This window comes from Leptospira gomenensis, from assembly GCF_004770155.1.
In the GTDB taxonomy this organism is placed as follows: domain Bacteria; phylum Spirochaetota; class Leptospiria; order Leptospirales; family Leptospiraceae; genus Leptospira; species Leptospira gomenensis.
The window spans coordinates 171,035-187,662 of the sequence record NZ_RQFA01000010.1 but is presented as its reverse complement, the minus strand read 5'-3'; the positions used below and the strand labels follow the sequence as shown (position 1 = coordinate 187,662).

Here is a 16,628-nt window from a genome sequence, read left to right as displayed (position 1 = left end):
CGTATAACGGCGATTATTTTTCTTCGAACTTGTTTTTTACGATCTTAAAGAGTTTTTGAAAATCATCCGGAGACATTCTGTTCTGCCCTCCTACGGGAGAATTTTCGATCTCGCTGTGATCGTGTAAATATTTTAGATTTTCCTTATGAAGATCCGCTGACGTGACGTATATCGTCTTATCCCCTTTCGTAACGGCCAAATAGTCGGAGTCGTTCACCTTTTTGGAATGATCTACCGTATTTTCCAATTCAACCTGGCCTTGGCAAAAACAGGTAAACGTCATACCTTCCCGCAGAGCAGTAAAAAACTTGGTTCCTCTTACCCCCGCAGTCGTCGTTGGCGTACGCAAGGTCAAGGTTTCGTCCTTATTCAGTTTGTTGGTAAGAATCCAAGAGCTTCCCTTTTCTTGAAAAAAGTTTTTTCCTTTTCCGTCCTCTTGAAAACGGAATTGGGACTCGGATTGGATTTCGATAACGGACGCGTTCTCCCCGAAAACAATAGCGGCGGCCGATTTCGCTCCGGTGATCAACACGTCTCCGTTTTGGACTTCCTGTGAAACCGAGGCTTTGATTTTTTGATCGCCGCGTTGAACGATAACGTCTCCGTTTACGAAGGTGAGCACCCCGTTCTTTTTTTCCGTTTGATTCTGTTTACAAGTGAACGACAAAACCGCGAGACTCAATAATATCGCGGTCGCTGATAAAAGTTTCATTCCTATTCTCTCCGTCCCGTATTCGGGATCGGCATAGATTCACCCTCGATTTTCAAAATGCAAACGATTTCCGTTTTATGGAAGCAATGGGTAATAAAAATGTACGACTTGTTCGGACGTCGCGCCAGTGGAACGATAGAAATCAAGAGCGTAATCGTCGATCAAATCGGCTTGGACGAAAACCTCCTCCACACCCGCATCTTCGCAGTATTTGTTGACTGTCTTGATCAAAGCGGTTCCGATTCCTTTTCTCTGCCATTTTAATGCGACCGCTAAATCGTATATGTAAACCAAAGGCGATTCGGAATAATACTGATACAACGTATATGCCGTCAAACCCCCGCAGACTTTCCCCGAGGAAAGCGCGATGAAAACGAAAAAATCATCCCGCTCCAACAGCCTTCCAAGATGTTTTATGGGAGGAAGGCGAAAATTTTTCATTTCAAAAACCGCCTCGAAAACGCGGATCAATTCCGTAAAACGAACCGTTTCATCCTCTTTCAACCTTCGTATCTCTATAGATCCCATAAGAACCTCTCTCCCGAACCGGATTTATTGGATAATCATATAACTTAATTTATATAATTATAATATTCTTACATTTTATTTTCATAATTTAATTACAATTCCACTCTTAGATCCAAAATACCGATTCGATCGTTTCGAACTAGCTAAAAACCGGAATAATCCGGTTAGATCCAAGAATTTTTCCCATCGATCCGATTTTCCGTGCGAATTTATTTCCGTATTTCATTTTTGTTAAGCGCATTTTTATTTTTTCTTCCCTCATAAGAACGCGTATTTCCTTTTTCGGAAGCGATCATTCTTTCGTTCGTTTTATCGTTGATTCCCCCGGCTTAAAATCAAAATGAGCGCATATTCATCAACAGGTTAAGTATTAAGTATGTTAAGTAAAAAACTTATTTTCACGATTTTGGTTTTATTCCACTTCCAATGTGCGGAAACCATCGACGTGGAGTATCCGGTATTCCCAAAAGATAAAGAAGGAAGGGCGTTGCAAAAATTCTTAGGTCAGATCCGAAACGTAGGAATCGCAGTGGAAAAACCTAAAAAAAGTCTGTTCGAAAGTATTTTCGGAAGCGGTTCCAGCTTTATCGATCAAATGCCGGCGAAAGTATTCGAAGCCTTCGACAAGGAATCGTATTTTCGTCTCACCGATCTCAGCAAAAGGGCGGATATATTAAACGAAGCGACGTTTTCCCTTACGGGCGTGACCGAATCGAGAGCTAACATCGGTAAGTTGATCGGAGCGGAAGCGATCCTGTACATCGGCTATCAAAAGCCCTACACCGAATGCGGAACCGAAAACAAAATCGATTTCGTCGCGGCGGGACGTAAAGTCGCTGGAATCGCGGCTTCCATGATGGACAAACAAGGAACGAGATCCTCCTCTTCGAACGAACCCGTTTCTAAACCGACGGGAGTACGTTATATGCTCATTCCTTTGGACGCAACTCTGATCAACGTTGAAACCGGCGAAGTCAAAAAGGCGGTCGTTTCCAATCCCGCAAAAGTTTTCAACTCCGTCGGGAACCTGCGTTGTCCTTCCGTTCTGGATTCGTTCGGACAAGGTTTGGAAGAAGCGGCGCAGTACGTTAAAAGCCGACTTTCTCCGAAAGTGAAAACCGAAAAGATCAAAGTTTTCGTCGAGTCCGACGATCTGGAAGTTAAGGAACTTTTAACGGAAGGTTACGAGGAAATCAAAGGAGAAACGCCTAGCTTCAAAAAGGCGAAGATCGCTTGGGAAAAAGCGGATCAAAAATCGGGCGGAAAATCCTGGGCGGCCAAGGCAAACCTTGCCACTTATTTTTTCTCCTCCGGCGACTACGAAAGCGCGATCAAATTATACGAAGCCGCGATGAATCTGAGCGGATCGGACAAGTCCTATCTCCGGGAAATGCGCAAACGTGTGGAAGCCGTTTCGGCCGTGGACGAGTCCGCAAATTAAACTAACCTCTAAAAAATCCCTCCCCTCGAGGAAGTTGAGGACGGGATTTTATCGGTTTTTGCTCCGGGGTTAAAAACTTTTCCCCGGAGTTTTTATATTAATAAATTAAAAATTTATTATATTTTAATATATTGCATCATATTCTAATTTTGATACGAAAAACAGTCGATCCGGAGCATAAAGGAAACTTTTTCGAAACGGATTTAGATTTTCGGATTCCTTTTCCGGAGATCCGCGGAAACACGAACCGAGTCCCGATAAAACGAAAATCAGGACAATCCTTTCAACCCTGTTTCTCCCCTGAATGTTTCGAGGCCTTGATTCCGTTACGGGAAAAGAAAGACATCGGAATCGATACAACCCGGGCGAACTTTTATCGAACACGGAAAAATAAACCTCCGCTCGGTCTGGAACGACCGCGGATAGGTCCTCGATTTTGGATCCGCCGTGCCTACGATAATACAAAGTCTTATTTGCTTCCCGATCCAAAGCGAAAGCTACCGTCTTCTTCGCCATCGGCAGAAGTTTCTGAGAGGACGAAACTAGAAAGGGTTTGAGCCAAGGATTGGAATCTATGAAGAGACGAGGCTCGATCCTGCCTTGAAGCCGAGGAATCGAACGGTTGAACCGGAACGATCGTTCGTTCTGCGACCTTATATACGGTTTCAAAACCTTCTTCCTTCGTTTTAGAAAACTCGAGTAACAAAGGAATCGCGGCTTTAAAAGGTTGAAGAAGATCCTTTTTGTGTAGAGCGGCGAGGATCGATTTTGGAAGAGATCGAGAACACCACCCTATTCCGACGACTTCCTTGAGTATTGATTTTAAAACGATAGGCGCGCGCCGTCTTTTATAATTTATTTCCGGAATTCGTATCTTACCCCGAAAGGCGCAGCCGCTACTTATAACTTAACATTTTCGAATTCCAATCAAACCGAAAAGATATTGTTTGCTGTCCGAGGATTTATAAAACGCGATCATGCGCGAGAAAAATCCGAAAACAAATTTTACCGACCGGGAGATCATCGCATCCGGACCAGCCTATATCAATCGAATCCGTTTGATTCTGATCGTCTTATTTTACGTTTCCATAATACTCTCTTGGAAACGAAGCACGCCGACACAGAACACGTTCTATCTTTTGGGCGTTACGGGGATGTTTTGTTACGCGATATTCAGTTTTTTTAAACACAGAAAACACGGTAGGATGTCGGATCGGCTCAGTAAAACGTTCATGATATTCGACGTAGTGACTCTCTTTTTAACGATGGTCGTAGTCGCCGCCGACACTCCCGAAAATTCGGGAGTCATCGTAAAAGGACAGATCTTTTACGGCGTATCCTACATATACATCATTTGTTCCGGATTATTACTTTCACCGCGATTCGTCACTATGATAGGAACCTTGTCCGCGATCACTCAAGGAATCGTCGTCTTGGTCGCGATCGTTTACGGATTGAAGATGGTGGACGATCCCGTGTTGGCCGCGTCCACCGGCCACGCTTCCCTTTCGGAACAGATTCTGAAAATAGTCTTTCTTCTTTCTTCATCCTTGATCATCCGTTTTTTAGTGAATCTTTTCCTAAAGTTGAGGGTGAATTCCGAATCGAGAGAAACCGAACTCGCCAAATCTCAGAAACTCACCAATGAAAAAACGAAGAAGATGATCGATTCGGCGCGTTATTTGAAAATCTCTTCCAGGAATCTAAAAGAGTTCATGAGCGAATTCACCAACGTCGTTGCGGATCACGCGTCCTCTTTCGAAGAGATAGGATCCACGATGGAGGAATTCCAAACACAAAGCGAAAGTTCGGCGCAAACGGTTCGAAATCAATTTCAAAAAATCGAGGCCTTGGTGAATCACAGCCGCAATCTGAAAACGATCATAGAAAAAATCACGGAATCCAACGTCCAACTCGACGACAACTTGAACAGGGTAAAAACGGCCGGTTCCACCGTTGTCGGATTCGCTGAGAATTTATACGAGTCGCTCAACTCACTGGGTGATTCGTTTAGAAGCGTAGGCGAGGTGAACAGGATCATGTCCGAAGTCGCGGATCGAACCAATTTACTTTCGCTCAACGCGTCGATCGAAGCCGCTCGGGCCGGAGAAGCCGGGAGAGGATTTGCCGTCGTGGCACAGGAAGTTTCCAAACTGGCGGAAAGTAGCGCGCAAAACGCGGATCTAATTTCGAATATTATAAAAAACTCAACTAATCACGTATCTTCCGGCAGAAAATCGGCCGAAACAACGGTGATACGCGTCAAAGAACAGGATAGGATCATAAACGATTTCGTCTCCAGTTTCGAAACCTTTTCGGATTTGTTCGGGGAACAATCCAGAATCAACTCCCAATTTTTCTCTAATTTGGATTATCTCAAATCGCTTTCTTCCGAGATAGAGCTCGCTTCCAACGAACAAAAAACAGGATTACGTGCGATCGTAAATTCGATCCTTAGCCTTCAGAGTTCGATGGATTCCCTAACCGCAAAAAGCGAAAACCTATCCGAAATCGTATTGGAACTGGATCTTCAATCCGACGCGCTTACCTCCGCGGACGCATAATTTCTGCGGACGTTTTCTCCTCGAACGAGGATTTCCCGAGCTCTAACGAAAGGAATTCCTCGTTTTATACGAATATTCGGATTTTTTAGAACGATACAATCCGGTCAAAATCGGAACCGCAATCCTCTTCCTACCGTGCGTCCGAATGCGAGGCATTCAATATTTTTAATATAGAGCATAGATTATAATTCGCGCCAAAAAACGGGAAACACTCGCCTCTTCCGCTCTCAAATGCCGACATCGATTTTTATAAGTTAGAGCTCGGCCAAAACGACTGGGAAATCTTTCGTCTTGAAATTACTTTTTCGAAATAAACTTTGGAGCCTATAAAACACCGAACCCAAAAACGCATTCCGTTTTTTTCTAAGTTCCGAAAGTGTTCGTTTTATAAAATAACCAGAGAGGTAACCGAATGGAATCGTTCCGGTTTTCCAAAAAGAGTTTCGCTTTTGCGGGTTTGACCCGACCGCTGACTCTATTCTTATGTTTAGGATTCCTCTTTTGTGTTCCGAGACCGGAGAATGTTTCCATTACGGAAAGCTCATTATTCTTCCGCCTTTTTTCTAAAACCTCCCTCAACGATCCCGTTTCCGTTTCCTTAAAGGTCAAGGTATTGGGTCTAAACAATCCTGGAACCTTAACCGTCCAAAATCAGGATTCGGAAACCATCACAATTTCGTCTAACGGTGAATACTCTTTCCCTACTCAGATGACTGAGTTTTCCAACTTCACCGTGTCGATCCTTACACAACCCGTAACCGTACCCGCGCAGACCTGTGCGATCACCAATCCGACCGGGACGATCTCACAAAACGCCAACCTCGTGGAGATCAATTGTGGGACCTCCTTTTTTCCGTTGAATCTAAACGTATTCGGAATCGCCGTACCTTCCACCGGATCGCTTTCCATCCGAAACGGCGCCGTGGATACGTTGAACGTCACCGCAGACGGTGCGTATACGTTCAGCGCACAAGTGCCGGATCAAGGATCATACTCGGTCCGAGTGCTCGGAAGTCCGGCGGGTCATACTTGTTTTGTGGAAGCGGTCCCTCCTCCGAACGGAACCGTGAACAACGCGGCAGTTACGTTGAATGTGAATTGTTTGAGCGTTCTTTCCACCAATCCTCCGAACCAAACGGCGTTGTTGGATTCGGACAACATCGTGGTTACTTTTTCCAAACCGGTACAAGCCGGAAGTTGCGCTTTGGCCGCTCCCACCCCGGCTCCTCCTTCTACCTGCAACGTAGATCTTCAAGCCGCCGTGGGAGCGATCAATACGGTCGGAAATCAAGTGACCCTTTCCCCGGCGGTCAGTTGGCCGGGAGGTTCCAATCAATGTATTCAACTTTCCGGTTGTTTGGAAGACGGAACGGGAAGACCGTTCCAAATTTCAAGACCCGCCACGTTTACCGTGGCTTCTCCGGGAAATATAAAATACGTTACACCGACCGGACTCAACTCGGTAGGAGCCTGTGCGACGATAGGCACCGCGTGTAATTCCATAACGTACGCAGCAAGTCAATGTATTCCGGGAGGGGTTTGTTCCGTCCTCGTTACACAAGGGACGTACGACGTTAACGCGATGTTCCAAAGAATTCAACTGACTTCGGGGGTACAACTGATCGGCGGATTCAACAACACGTTCACCGTCCGCGATCCTAGAACGTTTACGACCACCATCCGCGATCGAATCCCGGCGGGAGCCTGCGGTAATACGGGAATCGCTTCCTCCTGTTCCCCCATATTCAACACCGTGGGTTTGAACACCAACTTCGACATCGTGATCAAAGGATTTACGATTCTGACGAATCCGTTTAACAGTAATTCGGCGGGCATCCTGCTCGATACGATCAACGTGGGTGGAAATCGGATTTTGATTTCCGAGAATACCATCTTAGGTTCCACTTCCAGCGGAGGTTATTGTTTTCTCTGCGTCAATTCGGGAATCACGGCCATCGGGATTCCGAGGGTTCATATCCTTGGAAATTACATCTTGGGAGGAAGCGGCAATTCAATGTCCGCGGGAATCCTTCTGTCCAACAACACAAACGCGATCATTACGAACAACGCGATCAGCGGAGGTTCCCATTCGGGAGTCAGCCCAAACGACGCTTCCGTCGGCATTTGGATTTCCAATCTGGTTCGCTCCGCCACGCAACTAGTATACATCACGAACAACCTCATCCAATCCCACCACGTCATCGCTTCCCCTCCCGTAAACGCCGTGAACAGTTACGGAGTGATGGCCTTGGAAGTGGATTCGCCCGATTTGGTGTTGGCGCACAACTCCATATACGGCGGAGACGGCACCCAAAGATCCGTGGGGATCATTCAACAGGCGAACGCTACGTTAACCGACGTTACGTTGGTCAACAACCAGATTTCCGCGAACGGTTTTGCGACCGTTCAAAGTTATTGTATCAACTACGACACGACCAACGCGGTAGGAGGGAATTCGGTCATTCGCGGAAATAATTTCGACGGTTGTACGGACGTCGTACGAACCTCTACCGGCTCCTTCGGGCTTTGTGCCGCGGAACCTGCTCCTCTCGAAAGCGTTCCTGGATGCGCCACGTTTCTGACGAACGCAGGCCAAACCAATTTTAGACACAATCCGAACTACGTCACCCCGAGTGCCCCGTGGAACGTATTCAAACCCGGAACGATGTCGCGTTGTAACTCTGTTTTCGGAGGACAAACTCCTCCGGCGGTCACTGGCTTTTTGACTCAATTCGACTTCTCGTTTGCAGGAAGAACGATCAACGTCGCACCCGATCCGGTGCCCGTCGGCTCCAACGGATTTTCCATCGGCGCTTACGAATTCGACGGAAGTTGTAATCCGTAAAGTTTAGGATTTACCGGAACGTTTACCGACTAACGCGATCAAGGCGCCGACGCCCGCGAAAAGGAATACCAGAAAGGAAGCGAACCAGAAAAGGGAATCTGGCGGCGCTTCCGCGGAAAATCGAGTCGAACCCGCCCCGATCGCCGCGTTGAGATCGCGAGCGATTCTTTCGATTTTGTCGCTGCCTGTGGAGGAACGTAAAACCGGAACTTCTCCCGAAGCAGTGGAAAGTACGAGCTGATACGAAACGCTGCTGCCCCGTCGATCGTGTCGATGTAAGGAGGCGGAACGGGCCTTCCATGTCGCATAACGTGTATTACGCGACGAGAAAGCGAAACGTTCGCCCACCGTACATTCCATAGGAGAAGAGACCGCGGCCCTTGTACAATCGACGGTGATCCAACCTTCCAACGTGGAGAGGAACCAAGCCGGAAGAGCCGCGAAAAAAATCATCAGAAAATAGAGATGCATTCCGGGTTGATCGGTTCCTTCGTGCAGGGTTTAAGAACCTTGCTGTCCAAGTTGATCAGTAGATTTCTACGATACGGAAAGGCGTATTGTTGAACGGGCGGAGTCGATACCGGACCGTAAGAATACAAAGGACCGGCTCCCACCGCACCTAAGGCGACCGAACCGAAATGATCCGCAATCGCGTCGTTTCCGATGGGCCAATCGCAACCGTACGGACTTCCGAAGAAAGTATACATCTCCACTCTTCCGTAGAGATTGAAATTTCCGATGAACGTGTCGCAGTAAAATTGACCGTTCGTATTCGTGTTTACGTTCGAATGTTGGACCGCGGGAAGTAAGGTGGTCCATTGGTCTTTGACGAGTTCGGGGACGTTCTCCTGCATCAGCGCGGCGACCATAAAGGAGGTTCCGAATCGATTGCTCACGACGGAAGTCGCACGATCCAATTTGCGAGGAGTTCCCACGCAGGTGTACCACATAGGATCTCCGTCGTGATTGTTAACGGCCATAATCAGAGCTTCCGAACCGGTGAGATCGCTGCAAGCCAAACTTTCGGTACTGCCGGGTCCCGGAGGGAGGGAGGAATTTCCGAAAGGAAGCGAACCCTGGGCCAATTCTCCCACGAGGTAGGTTTGGTCGGGAGCGTTGAGTTCGCTACCGCTTCCCATCGCACTCGCGAAAATTCTTTCCTGACCCGTGCTTCCGAATTGCGAAAACCAGATCAGATTTCCTCCCCAATCCAACTGTGCGAAAAAAGCGTCGTCGTTGACTCCGGGAGAATGTTTTACCTTCGTATAAATTTCTCCGATTTTGGGAATCTCGCCGCCGGCGATACCTGCGACGATGAACTTGTTACTCGTACTATTGAATTCTCTCGAAACCGTATAAAAAGTATCCGGATAAGCTCCGCCCAAAAACGTGTGCCAACCGACCGTGCCGTCGAACTTGAGCGATACCACCCAACCGTCCGTGTTTGTGGTTTGAATCGGATCGGAGTGAAGCTGAACCGGTTTGATGTCTCCTAGAGTGACGTCCGAATTTCCGTCTCCCACCAAGATATAACCGTACCAGGAAGTCTGCATCAGACCTCTTAGGTTTTCGTTTCCGGATCCGCCCAAAAACGTGTACCACTGTACGTCGAAGTTGCGATTGAGTTTAACAACGATACCGTCCACGCCTCCCGCATAACGCAGAATAGGTGAGATCCCGTCGATTTCGGGGATGTCCGCGTCCGAAGTGCCGGCGATGATAAAACCACCGTCACCCGTAACGTCGCGTTCGATGGCGATTACCGTTTGTGTGCCGACTCCGGAAATCAATCTGCTTTTCACCAAATGACCGAAACGGTTCACCCTTTGGATCATGATGTTCGGACCGGCGCCCGGAAAAGCGGGAAGTTCCTGACTGGTAAGGACGTATTCCGTACTTCCGGAATCGGGAACGTCTGCGATACACAAGGCGGTGATTCCTTGGACGAAAAAGTCGATTTCACCGAAACCGCTGCTCAGGAAAGTATAAAGAAGAGGTTGTTCCGTATGAAAAAAGTCTTCCCTCTGATTGCAGGCTTTCGGATCCGCGTCTCCTATAGCCAGATTACTTTCACCGACCTTAAACCCTAAAACCGAAACGAAAGAATCCAGAATCGACTTGGTCCCGTCGGAGCCGCAACCCGGGCCGGAACAAGCTCCCGAAAGAACCGACGGCTTTCTATCGTCGAAACGATTCGAATCGAAATTACAAGTGGAAAAGATAACGAGAATGATCAGAAAGAAAATACTTCTGAAAACCGCCAGATTGACTCTCAAAGAAAGCAATAGATGGGAAAGATCCATGATGTACAACTCCTTGAGTCCATAGTCTCACACGCTTCCCGAAAAAAAGCCATGTCCCATTCGTGACTTTACCGAAAGCAAAACTATCCCGTTTGTCACGTTTATCCGCTCGAAATTTACCGCCAAACGCGCGTTACTCTCGAATTATCTATCGATACTGCGAAACCCCGGGCGTTCCCGCTGCGCGGGGCGGGCTCTCGGCTCCGGTCAAGTTATTGACGCATCGCACGTTATACGCCGCTTCGAAGAGAAAACAATAACTTGACCCCGCTTCGATCCCTAACGCGTAAACGCGCAAAAAGGCAAGAAACGAAACGAAAACACAAGAATAAACATAAGAATATTAAAAAATTATAAAATACTCAGACCTTTCTATCGAAAAAATCGGATCGAAAATGGTTTTATTCCCCATAAAGCAGATTTCATTCCCAATGAGAGGAATTTCATTTCCGACACCGAAAAAACACGGGAAAAACCCAAACGCCTCTGTTGGTAGCGCCAGGAGGATCGACAGGATGATCAAAACCAAACCGAACTCGTATGGAACTTCGGAACGTAAACAAACCGGTGTACACATCGGATCGTTCTTAGTTTTAGCGAGCCTTATACTTATTTTCCCGACCTGCAACCAACGGGAGCAATCGAAAGATTCTTTCATCGAGGTGTTAAGCGGACTCGCGCCCGCTCCTTTCAAACGGGACGCGCTAACGACGCATAACGTGCTTTCTCGGTATGTCGCTCCCAGAACGGGATCATACAGTTGTAATCAATTCGGCGGTTCCAATCCTCCGTACAGCGCTTCGTATCACACCTACGTCAAACGACCGGACGCGACGGATCGGGCCATGGAAAACGTACACGCGCTATGTGCGACGGAAGACGGAAGTCTTTTTCTCGCCGGACAAGGCAGAAAATCGGACAATAGAGCCGGAACCGGAATGATCGCAAAACTCGGACCGAACGGCAAAGTGTCGTGGTTAAAGGAAATCGGTTCCTATAACGTACAAACGAACCAAGCGAATAAGATCGATCTGATCGCGATGGAACGAGACGAGGAAGGAGGGTTGCTCATACTCGGACACGCGGACGGTACGATCGATCCCAATCTAGGCCTCGACGGAATCGCTCCGCAAAGAAGTTATGCCGGAGGCGCGAACGATATGTTGCTCATCGCAATAACACCGAACGGCTCCGTCAAGTGGTGGTCCTTTTTCGGAGGTCCCGGAAACGATCAAGCGACCGGCCTTACGATCACGGATTTTCAAGCCCATCTATTGACCGGAAATTCCGATCAACCCATACCGACCAACGGAGTCGTAATCAATCCGTATTCCGGTCCCGGACCCAACGCGGTAGTCGCAACCGTGGTTTGGACGGGTGAAGACAGGTTCGGCGCTGCGATGACCTTTCTCAACGGCTCCTCACAGGGTATCGCCAAAGGAATCGACTCATATTTTATTACGGGAAAAGGACCTTCCCCGCAAGGATTATCCTCTCCCGCCTTCCCTCCGCTTCCCGGAAGCGACGACGTACGAATCGTGAAGTTATCCACGGACCTCGTACCGATCGCCTATACGTACGTAGGCGGACCGGGTGCACCCTTCGGTCCGGGTTATCCGACCGGACCGGGAGATATGGAGTTACGCGGAATTTCACAAAGCGCGGTAGATGACGGAGGAGTCGTTCTTGCGGGAAAGATCGTCGGAGGAACGGTCGCAAGTCTGGACGGTCAAAACCCGATCACACAGTGTAAACCCGGAGCGTTCAATCAGCCGACTCCCGTCGTGGTAAAGTTAAAGGCCGATCTTCGAGCGGAATGGATCACCTGTCTTCAAGGCGGCAACTACGTGCACTCCGACACGTTAGCCGTAACCTTCAACCGGGACGCGGGTTATTTGGTGACGGGTAAGGCTTACGCGCCGATCGATTCCCTTCAGGGAATCAATCCCGCGATTCCGCATTCTCCGTCTAACACCGCTGAGACGATGATCACACGTCTGGACGGGAGCGGAAACGTAAACTTCTTCGCGTTTTACGGACGCTCCACGAATGGCGGAAGTGTCACTAACTTTCCGTACGACGGATCAAACGACGTCATCGCACAAACCTTATACGGCGGAATCGCCGTGGGCGGATTTCCCAACGGAAACATTCCTCTTTGGGCGGGAAGAGCTCCCGTATCTCCGTTTGTTTATCCGCGCACATGGACTTTCGTCGCCAATCTGATTCCGGGAGCGGCGATGACTTCCTTCAACGCGTTACGTTGTAATCAGGTGCTACCTACTCCTCCTCCGATCGGAAACGAAACGTTTCACGGCGGAGCACAATACATACCGAGTAATATGGTAGAGGTGAAACAACTGGCGACTTGCGCACTTGAAGACGGAAGTTTTTTGGTCGCCGGAAGTTCTAAAACACCGGTGACTCCGGAGTCCGGAGGAACCGGAGGATTTCGTACTGGTTTACTGCAGCGTGTGGCCCAATGGGGAACGATCGGAAATTATTCGAGCGGAGCCGTACGACTTCTCACTCCGAACGACGTATTCAACACCAATGCGGTCATAGAAATCGTGGACATAGAAAGGGACGTAGACGGGGGGATTTTGATCGCTGGCAACACGAACGAACTGTTGGCCCCTTATTCGCTCGACTACGTCGCTCCTCTCCGCGCGTATTCCGGCGGAACCGACATGTTTCTGATGAAACTTTCTCCGCAAAGTCCTTGCACCGTCAGTAGTTGTGCCTTGGGTAGAATCGTTTGGTGGACCTACATCGGGGGAGCGGGCGACGATAACGTCGTGAACATCTCTCGACCCGTCGAAGATCCGCAAGGAAAATACGAATTGATTCTAACCGGCAACGTGAGTCAGAACGTTTCCTTAGGAGACGCTCCTCTGCAACCGTTTACCGCCGGATCCAACAACATTCTTACGATCAAATATAGAATCAGTGCAAGTCCCGTTGCAACTCCCGTCTGGTATACGTTTATGAACGGAAGCGCGGCGGCGATGACGCAGAACGGTTCGGACGGAATCTACGTAGTCGGTAACGGACCCGCTCCCGTCGGACTGACGAATCCCGTCTTCCCTCCCGCAAGCTCGACTGCAAAAGATGCAAGAATCGTAAAGTTGAGTTCGGACGGATATCCGCTTTGGTTTAACTGGATCGGAAGTACGGACAGCGTGGCGAACGACACGTATTTGGAATCGATCACACCCAGTCCGAACGGACTTAGCGGCGTGGGTATAGCCGGACGAATCAAATTCGGCACACTCAATACTCTGGAAGGGAAAACGCCGATTCTCCCTTGTCTGCGTCCCGCTACGAACAATCTCTCGCTTGTATTGGAATTCGATTCCAACGGACACGTAAACTGGTTTACCTGTCCTCGGGCAGAAACGGGCTTAGCGGGTAAGACGGGAATCACACACGGGGACAATACGTATTGGCTTACGGCCGCCGCGGACGTTGCGTTCTCCGATTTGGAAGGAATCTCTCCGGCGGTAGCTTTTAGCGGTTCGAGCAGAAATACGATGATCGCACAACTTTCCTCCGACGGCCATGCTCGTTGGTTCGCGTTCTACGGTGGTGGATCCGGAGGTTCGGGAAGAAACGCGGGAGGAAACAACTCGATCGTACAAGGGCTGTACGGAGGACCGTTCCTGGCGGGACAAGGTTTCCCACTTTCGCTTTGGGCCGGTTGGAACGCCGTGTTGACGGGTATGGACAACTTCATGATTCATATCGTAAAAGAACAGACGCCGCGTCACTGAGAACAAAGTTTCTCCCTTCCCTCGACGGGATTCGGCTTCACGGTAACTACGATCTCGTATTCCGGCCGATTCCCGTTCTCCATTTTGTGCAGCCAATTCGTCGGAAGCGGATACGAGGGTTCAGAGCGAATGACGTTTAAACGGATCGAATGATCGGGAGGTAGATTGACTTTTTGGAAAAATGGCCCGCTTTCGTTGCGGGCGTTTTCCCCCATGATTGAAAAATTTGAATTCGTATCTGTGTTTCCCACCGGAGCCGGAAAAACATATTCGCAATTTTCTTGAAAGAAACCGTCCCTTGCTCGACCGAATCTTTTTACGTCGAACGGATTTTTCCCTTCCAATCATATCGATCGGGAAGGAGGTGTTCGAAAATTGACCGAGGATATGTTTCTTATACCAGTACACATTCAAACGATAGGAGCGCGGATTTTCTTTTTCGTATCCTCGTCCAAATCGTGGACCGGAAGCGCTTTTATTTTAAACCGAATCTACCTTCGCGATCGTAGTTTGAATCGATCGATAAACGTCCGTGTGATCACCGAATCTTCCTAGGTTTCCCAAACCCGCAAACAAAAACAACGAATCGAAAAAAAACAAAAATCAGACTACGGCTAAAAACAATACGTTGGTCCCGAAAGAATCGGTTCAAAGCGGAAGGAACTACTGCTCCCCTTTCGTTCCACTCGAACATAATTTTTCAATCCTTCGTTTTTCCAATTCGTTTTCGAAAAGGAAAAAACGAACGGAGCGTATCGATCGAAACGTCAAACATAACGAGCCATTTCCATGATCAAAATGCTGGTTCCGATCAAAGACGCGACGGACCGAGTGCTCCGAGTAATCCGATTTCCTAATATAGACATTCGGGAGAGGAGCTCCGGAGACGGACCTTCCCGCTGGAGGGTCGCGCCGAGTTCATTCATTCGAGGGACGAGTGATCGTAAAACCGATGCAATAGGCGACTAACGCGAAAATTCCGCCCATCCACAGTAGGATTCCGTATTTGGAGAATATCCATTCCGACCGAAAACCGTCCGATATTTTCCAATACAACAGAAAGCCGGAAGCGACGGTTAACGTGGAAGCCGCATTGAGCACGAAGGGATACGAATTGGTTTTAGCGAGTTGTTGCATAAACTTGCCTCCGTCCGGACCCAACGATTTCGCTGCGGGCTGCATGAATACCGCCGTCATAACGGCCGCTCCCACCCAAAAAATCCCGCAAGCGACGTGTGTAAGTTTCAGGATGAGAAAGTAGATTAGATTCACTTCCATAAAAAGATCCTTTAGGAAAGATATTAAAACGAAGATATAGAAGAAAAACGGATCCGCCCAGACGACAGTTTTGAAACGACGTCCTTACTTCCGAATCAATCAACAAAAGAACCCGACTCGCTTGCACGAAAAATCGTCTTCCTATCGATCCGTTCGAATTAAAGGAAAAAATAATCGAAACACAATTTATATTCAAGCCAACTTGAAGTGGCCGTGAGTGGTTTGACAAAAATTGCTACGAACAAAAATACGCCTCTACTTTCGAATTACCTTAGAAACATATTTAGTAAATTATAATTTTATAAATTTATATCGATCATAGAACCAGACTGCTCCATCTCCTTTGGGCGTTCCCGCTGCGCGGGTCGGGCTCTCCGCTTCGGTCAAGTTATTGGTATATTTCAACGTTAGTCGCCGCTTTCATCTTTGGTGCAATAACTTGACCACGCATCGATCCCTTACGCGGAAATGGTTTTACTTTGGCTCCGGGATTTCACACGGTTTGTCTATGTCTGGCTCCGGGTTTGGTTCTACGGTCGCAGTGATTTCTAATTCTTTTACCTCAACAATTAGATAATTACCTATTCAAACATTCCGAATCTAATTTAACTTGTGAAGATGGATAAATATCGAAATCTATTTCAACAATTTTCCATTTTTTGATTATCGGTTCGGCATTTCTATTTCCTGAGGCTTGATCAAAGGGATGTATAAATGGCACCTCAACTACTTTTGGATTAAATTTCAAAATTACACTATGATCAGAGGGAATTAATATTTTTTTCCTTAATGAACCATAAGTTTCCTTACCAAAATCAAACTCAAATTCATATGAACTTTCCCCGGCTGGAACAGAAATTTTATATATGCAATTTGCAAAAAATAAAAATTGGTTTCCGCCATACCATTGCTGAAAAAAGTCAAAATTGCGTACTGGGTTTATCAATATTAAAGGACTAAATAATCTCTCTTTATCTTCGTAATATAATCTGCCATCGAATTTCGAAATATCAAACTTTTGATCTTCAAACATAAATTTACTTGGTACCGAAAAAATAATATAAGTCCCAGTTTTATCTGGATATTCATGTGCGAAGTGTTTCCAATAAATTATTCCTCCCCAACAATTGAGAAAAATTAAATGCAAAAGTATAAACAAAAAATATTTAGTATTTTTTTTCATA

At 47.6% G+C, this 16,628-nt stretch carries 11 protein-coding genes; 4 read left to right on the top strand and 7 right to left on the bottom strand.

All coding sequences use genetic code 11. The features are described from left to right. Window positions 1-13 precede the first annotated feature (13 nt). The gene (locus EHQ17_RS02045; RefSeq protein WP_135595002.1) at window positions 14-712 is read right to left on the bottom strand and encodes a FecR domain-containing protein; all 699 of its coding nucleotides are present in this window, start codon (window positions 710-712) and stop codon (window positions 14-16) included. A 75-nt stretch (window positions 713-787) separates the two neighbouring features. Beyond that, on the bottom strand, window positions 788-1,240 hold the full coding sequence (locus EHQ17_RS02040; RefSeq protein WP_135595000.1) for a GNAT family N-acetyltransferase: 453 nt from the start codon (window positions 1,238-1,240) through the stop codon (window positions 788-790). Between the two features lie 376 nt (window positions 1,241-1,616). Between EHQ17_RS02040 and EHQ17_RS02035 the strand changes: the two genes are divergently transcribed. The 3 genes from EHQ17_RS02035 to EHQ17_RS02025 all read left to right on the top strand — a co-directional run bounded on the left by EHQ17_RS02035 (window position 1,617) and on the right by EHQ17_RS02025 (window position 8,090). Continuing rightward, complete coding sequence (locus EHQ17_RS02035) at window positions 1,617-2,681, top strand: lipoprotein LipL41 (RefSeq protein ID WP_135594998.1); 1,065 nt, start codon at window positions 1,617-1,619, stop codon at window positions 2,679-2,681. 977 nt (window positions 2,682-3,658) lie between these two features. Further along, window positions 3,659-5,245, top strand: coding sequence for a methyl-accepting chemotaxis protein (locus EHQ17_RS02030; protein ID WP_135594996.1), 1,587 nt, complete (start codon window positions 3,659-3,661; stop codon window positions 5,243-5,245). A gap of 412 nt (window positions 5,246-5,657) precedes the next feature. Continuing rightward, window positions 5,658-8,090, top strand: a complete 2,433-nt coding sequence (locus tag EHQ17_RS02025) for a hypothetical protein (protein WP_135594994.1) — start codon at window positions 5,658-5,660, stop codon at window positions 8,088-8,090. Between the two features lie 3 nt (window positions 8,091-8,093). On the opposite strand, the gene EHQ17_RS02020 is transcribed toward EHQ17_RS02025, so the two are convergent. Both EHQ17_RS02020 and EHQ17_RS02015 read right to left on the bottom strand, forming a co-directional pair. Further along, window positions 8,094-8,561, bottom strand: a complete 468-nt coding sequence (locus EHQ17_RS02020; RefSeq protein WP_135594992.1) for a hypothetical protein — start codon at window positions 8,559-8,561, stop codon at window positions 8,094-8,096. Continuing rightward, window positions 8,543-10,393 carry a hypothetical protein gene (locus EHQ17_RS02015; protein WP_135594990.1) on the bottom strand — a complete coding sequence of 617 codons (1,851 nt, stop codon included), beginning with the start codon at window positions 10,391-10,393 and terminating at the stop codon, window positions 8,543-8,545. Before EHQ17_RS02015 ends, EHQ17_RS02020 begins: the two co-directional genes overlap by 19 nt. Window positions 10,394-10,908: 515 nt before the next feature. On the opposite strand from EHQ17_RS02015, the gene EHQ17_RS02010 reads away from it, so the two are divergent. Further along, a complete protein-coding gene (locus tag EHQ17_RS02010; protein WP_135594988.1) occupies window positions 10,909-14,166 on the top strand; it encodes a hypothetical protein in 3,258 nt (1,085 codons plus the stop codon). 767 nt (window positions 14,167-14,933) lie between these two features. On the opposite strand, the gene EHQ17_RS19700 is transcribed toward EHQ17_RS02010, so the two are convergent. The 3 genes from EHQ17_RS19700 to EHQ17_RS02000 all read right to left on the bottom strand — a co-directional run bounded on the left by EHQ17_RS19700 (window position 14,934) and on the right by EHQ17_RS02000 (window position 16,627). Next, window positions 14,934-15,092 carry a hypothetical protein gene (locus EHQ17_RS19700; protein WP_167881114.1) on the bottom strand — a complete coding sequence of 53 codons (159 nt, stop codon included), beginning with the start codon at window positions 15,090-15,092 and terminating at the stop codon, window positions 14,934-14,936. Next, the gene (locus EHQ17_RS02005) at window positions 15,085-15,444 is read right to left on the bottom strand and encodes a hypothetical protein (protein ID WP_135594986.1); all 360 of its coding nucleotides are present in this window, start codon (window positions 15,442-15,444) and stop codon (window positions 15,085-15,087) included. Before EHQ17_RS02005 ends, EHQ17_RS19700 begins: the two co-directional genes overlap by 8 nt. Window positions 15,445-16,021: 577 nt before the next feature. Then, entirely contained in the window at window positions 16,022-16,627 is a 606-nt protein-coding gene (locus EHQ17_RS02000) for a hypothetical protein (RefSeq protein WP_135594984.1), read from the bottom strand. Window position 16,628 lies beyond the last annotated feature (1 nt).

What these genes read in the sequence shown, in the direction of transcription:
- EHQ17_RS19700 (WP_167881114.1), bottom strand. Translation starts at nt 15,092, where the DNA reads ATGAATGAACTCGGCGCGACCCTCCAGCGGGAAGGTCCGTCTCCGGAG.
- EHQ17_RS02015 (WP_135594990.1), bottom strand. Translation starts at nt 10,393, where the DNA reads ATGGATCTTTCCCATCTATTGCTTTCTTTGAGAGTCAATCTGGCGGTT.
- EHQ17_RS02040 (WP_135595000.1), bottom strand. Translation starts at nt 1,240, where the DNA reads ATGGGATCTATAGAGATACGAAGGTTGAAAGAGGATGAAACGGTTCGT.
- EHQ17_RS02000 (WP_135594984.1), bottom strand. Translation starts at nt 16,627, where the DNA reads ATGAAAAAAAATACTAAATATTTTTTGTTTATACTTTTGCATTTAATT.
- EHQ17_RS02010 (WP_135594988.1), top strand. Translation starts at nt 10,909, where the DNA reads ATGATCAAAACCAAACCGAACTCGTATGGAACTTCGGAACGTAAACAA.
- EHQ17_RS02020 (WP_135594992.1), bottom strand. Translation starts at nt 8,561, where the DNA reads ATGCATCTCTATTTTCTGATGATTTTTTTCGCGGCTCTTCCGGCTTGG.
- EHQ17_RS02045 (WP_135595002.1), bottom strand. Translation starts at nt 712, where the DNA reads ATGAAACTTTTATCAGCGACCGCGATATTATTGAGTCTCGCGGTTTTG.
- EHQ17_RS02035 (WP_135594998.1), top strand. Translation starts at nt 1,617, where the DNA reads ATGTTAAGTAAAAAACTTATTTTCACGATTTTGGTTTTATTCCACTTC.
- EHQ17_RS02030 (WP_135594996.1), top strand. Translation starts at nt 3,659, where the DNA reads ATGCGCGAGAAAAATCCGAAAACAAATTTTACCGACCGGGAGATCATC.
- EHQ17_RS02025 (WP_135594994.1), top strand. Translation starts at nt 5,658, where the DNA reads ATGGAATCGTTCCGGTTTTCCAAAAAGAGTTTCGCTTTTGCGGGTTTG.
- EHQ17_RS02005 (WP_135594986.1), bottom strand. Translation starts at nt 15,444, where the DNA reads ATGGAAGTGAATCTAATCTACTTTCTCATCCTGAAACTTACACACGTC.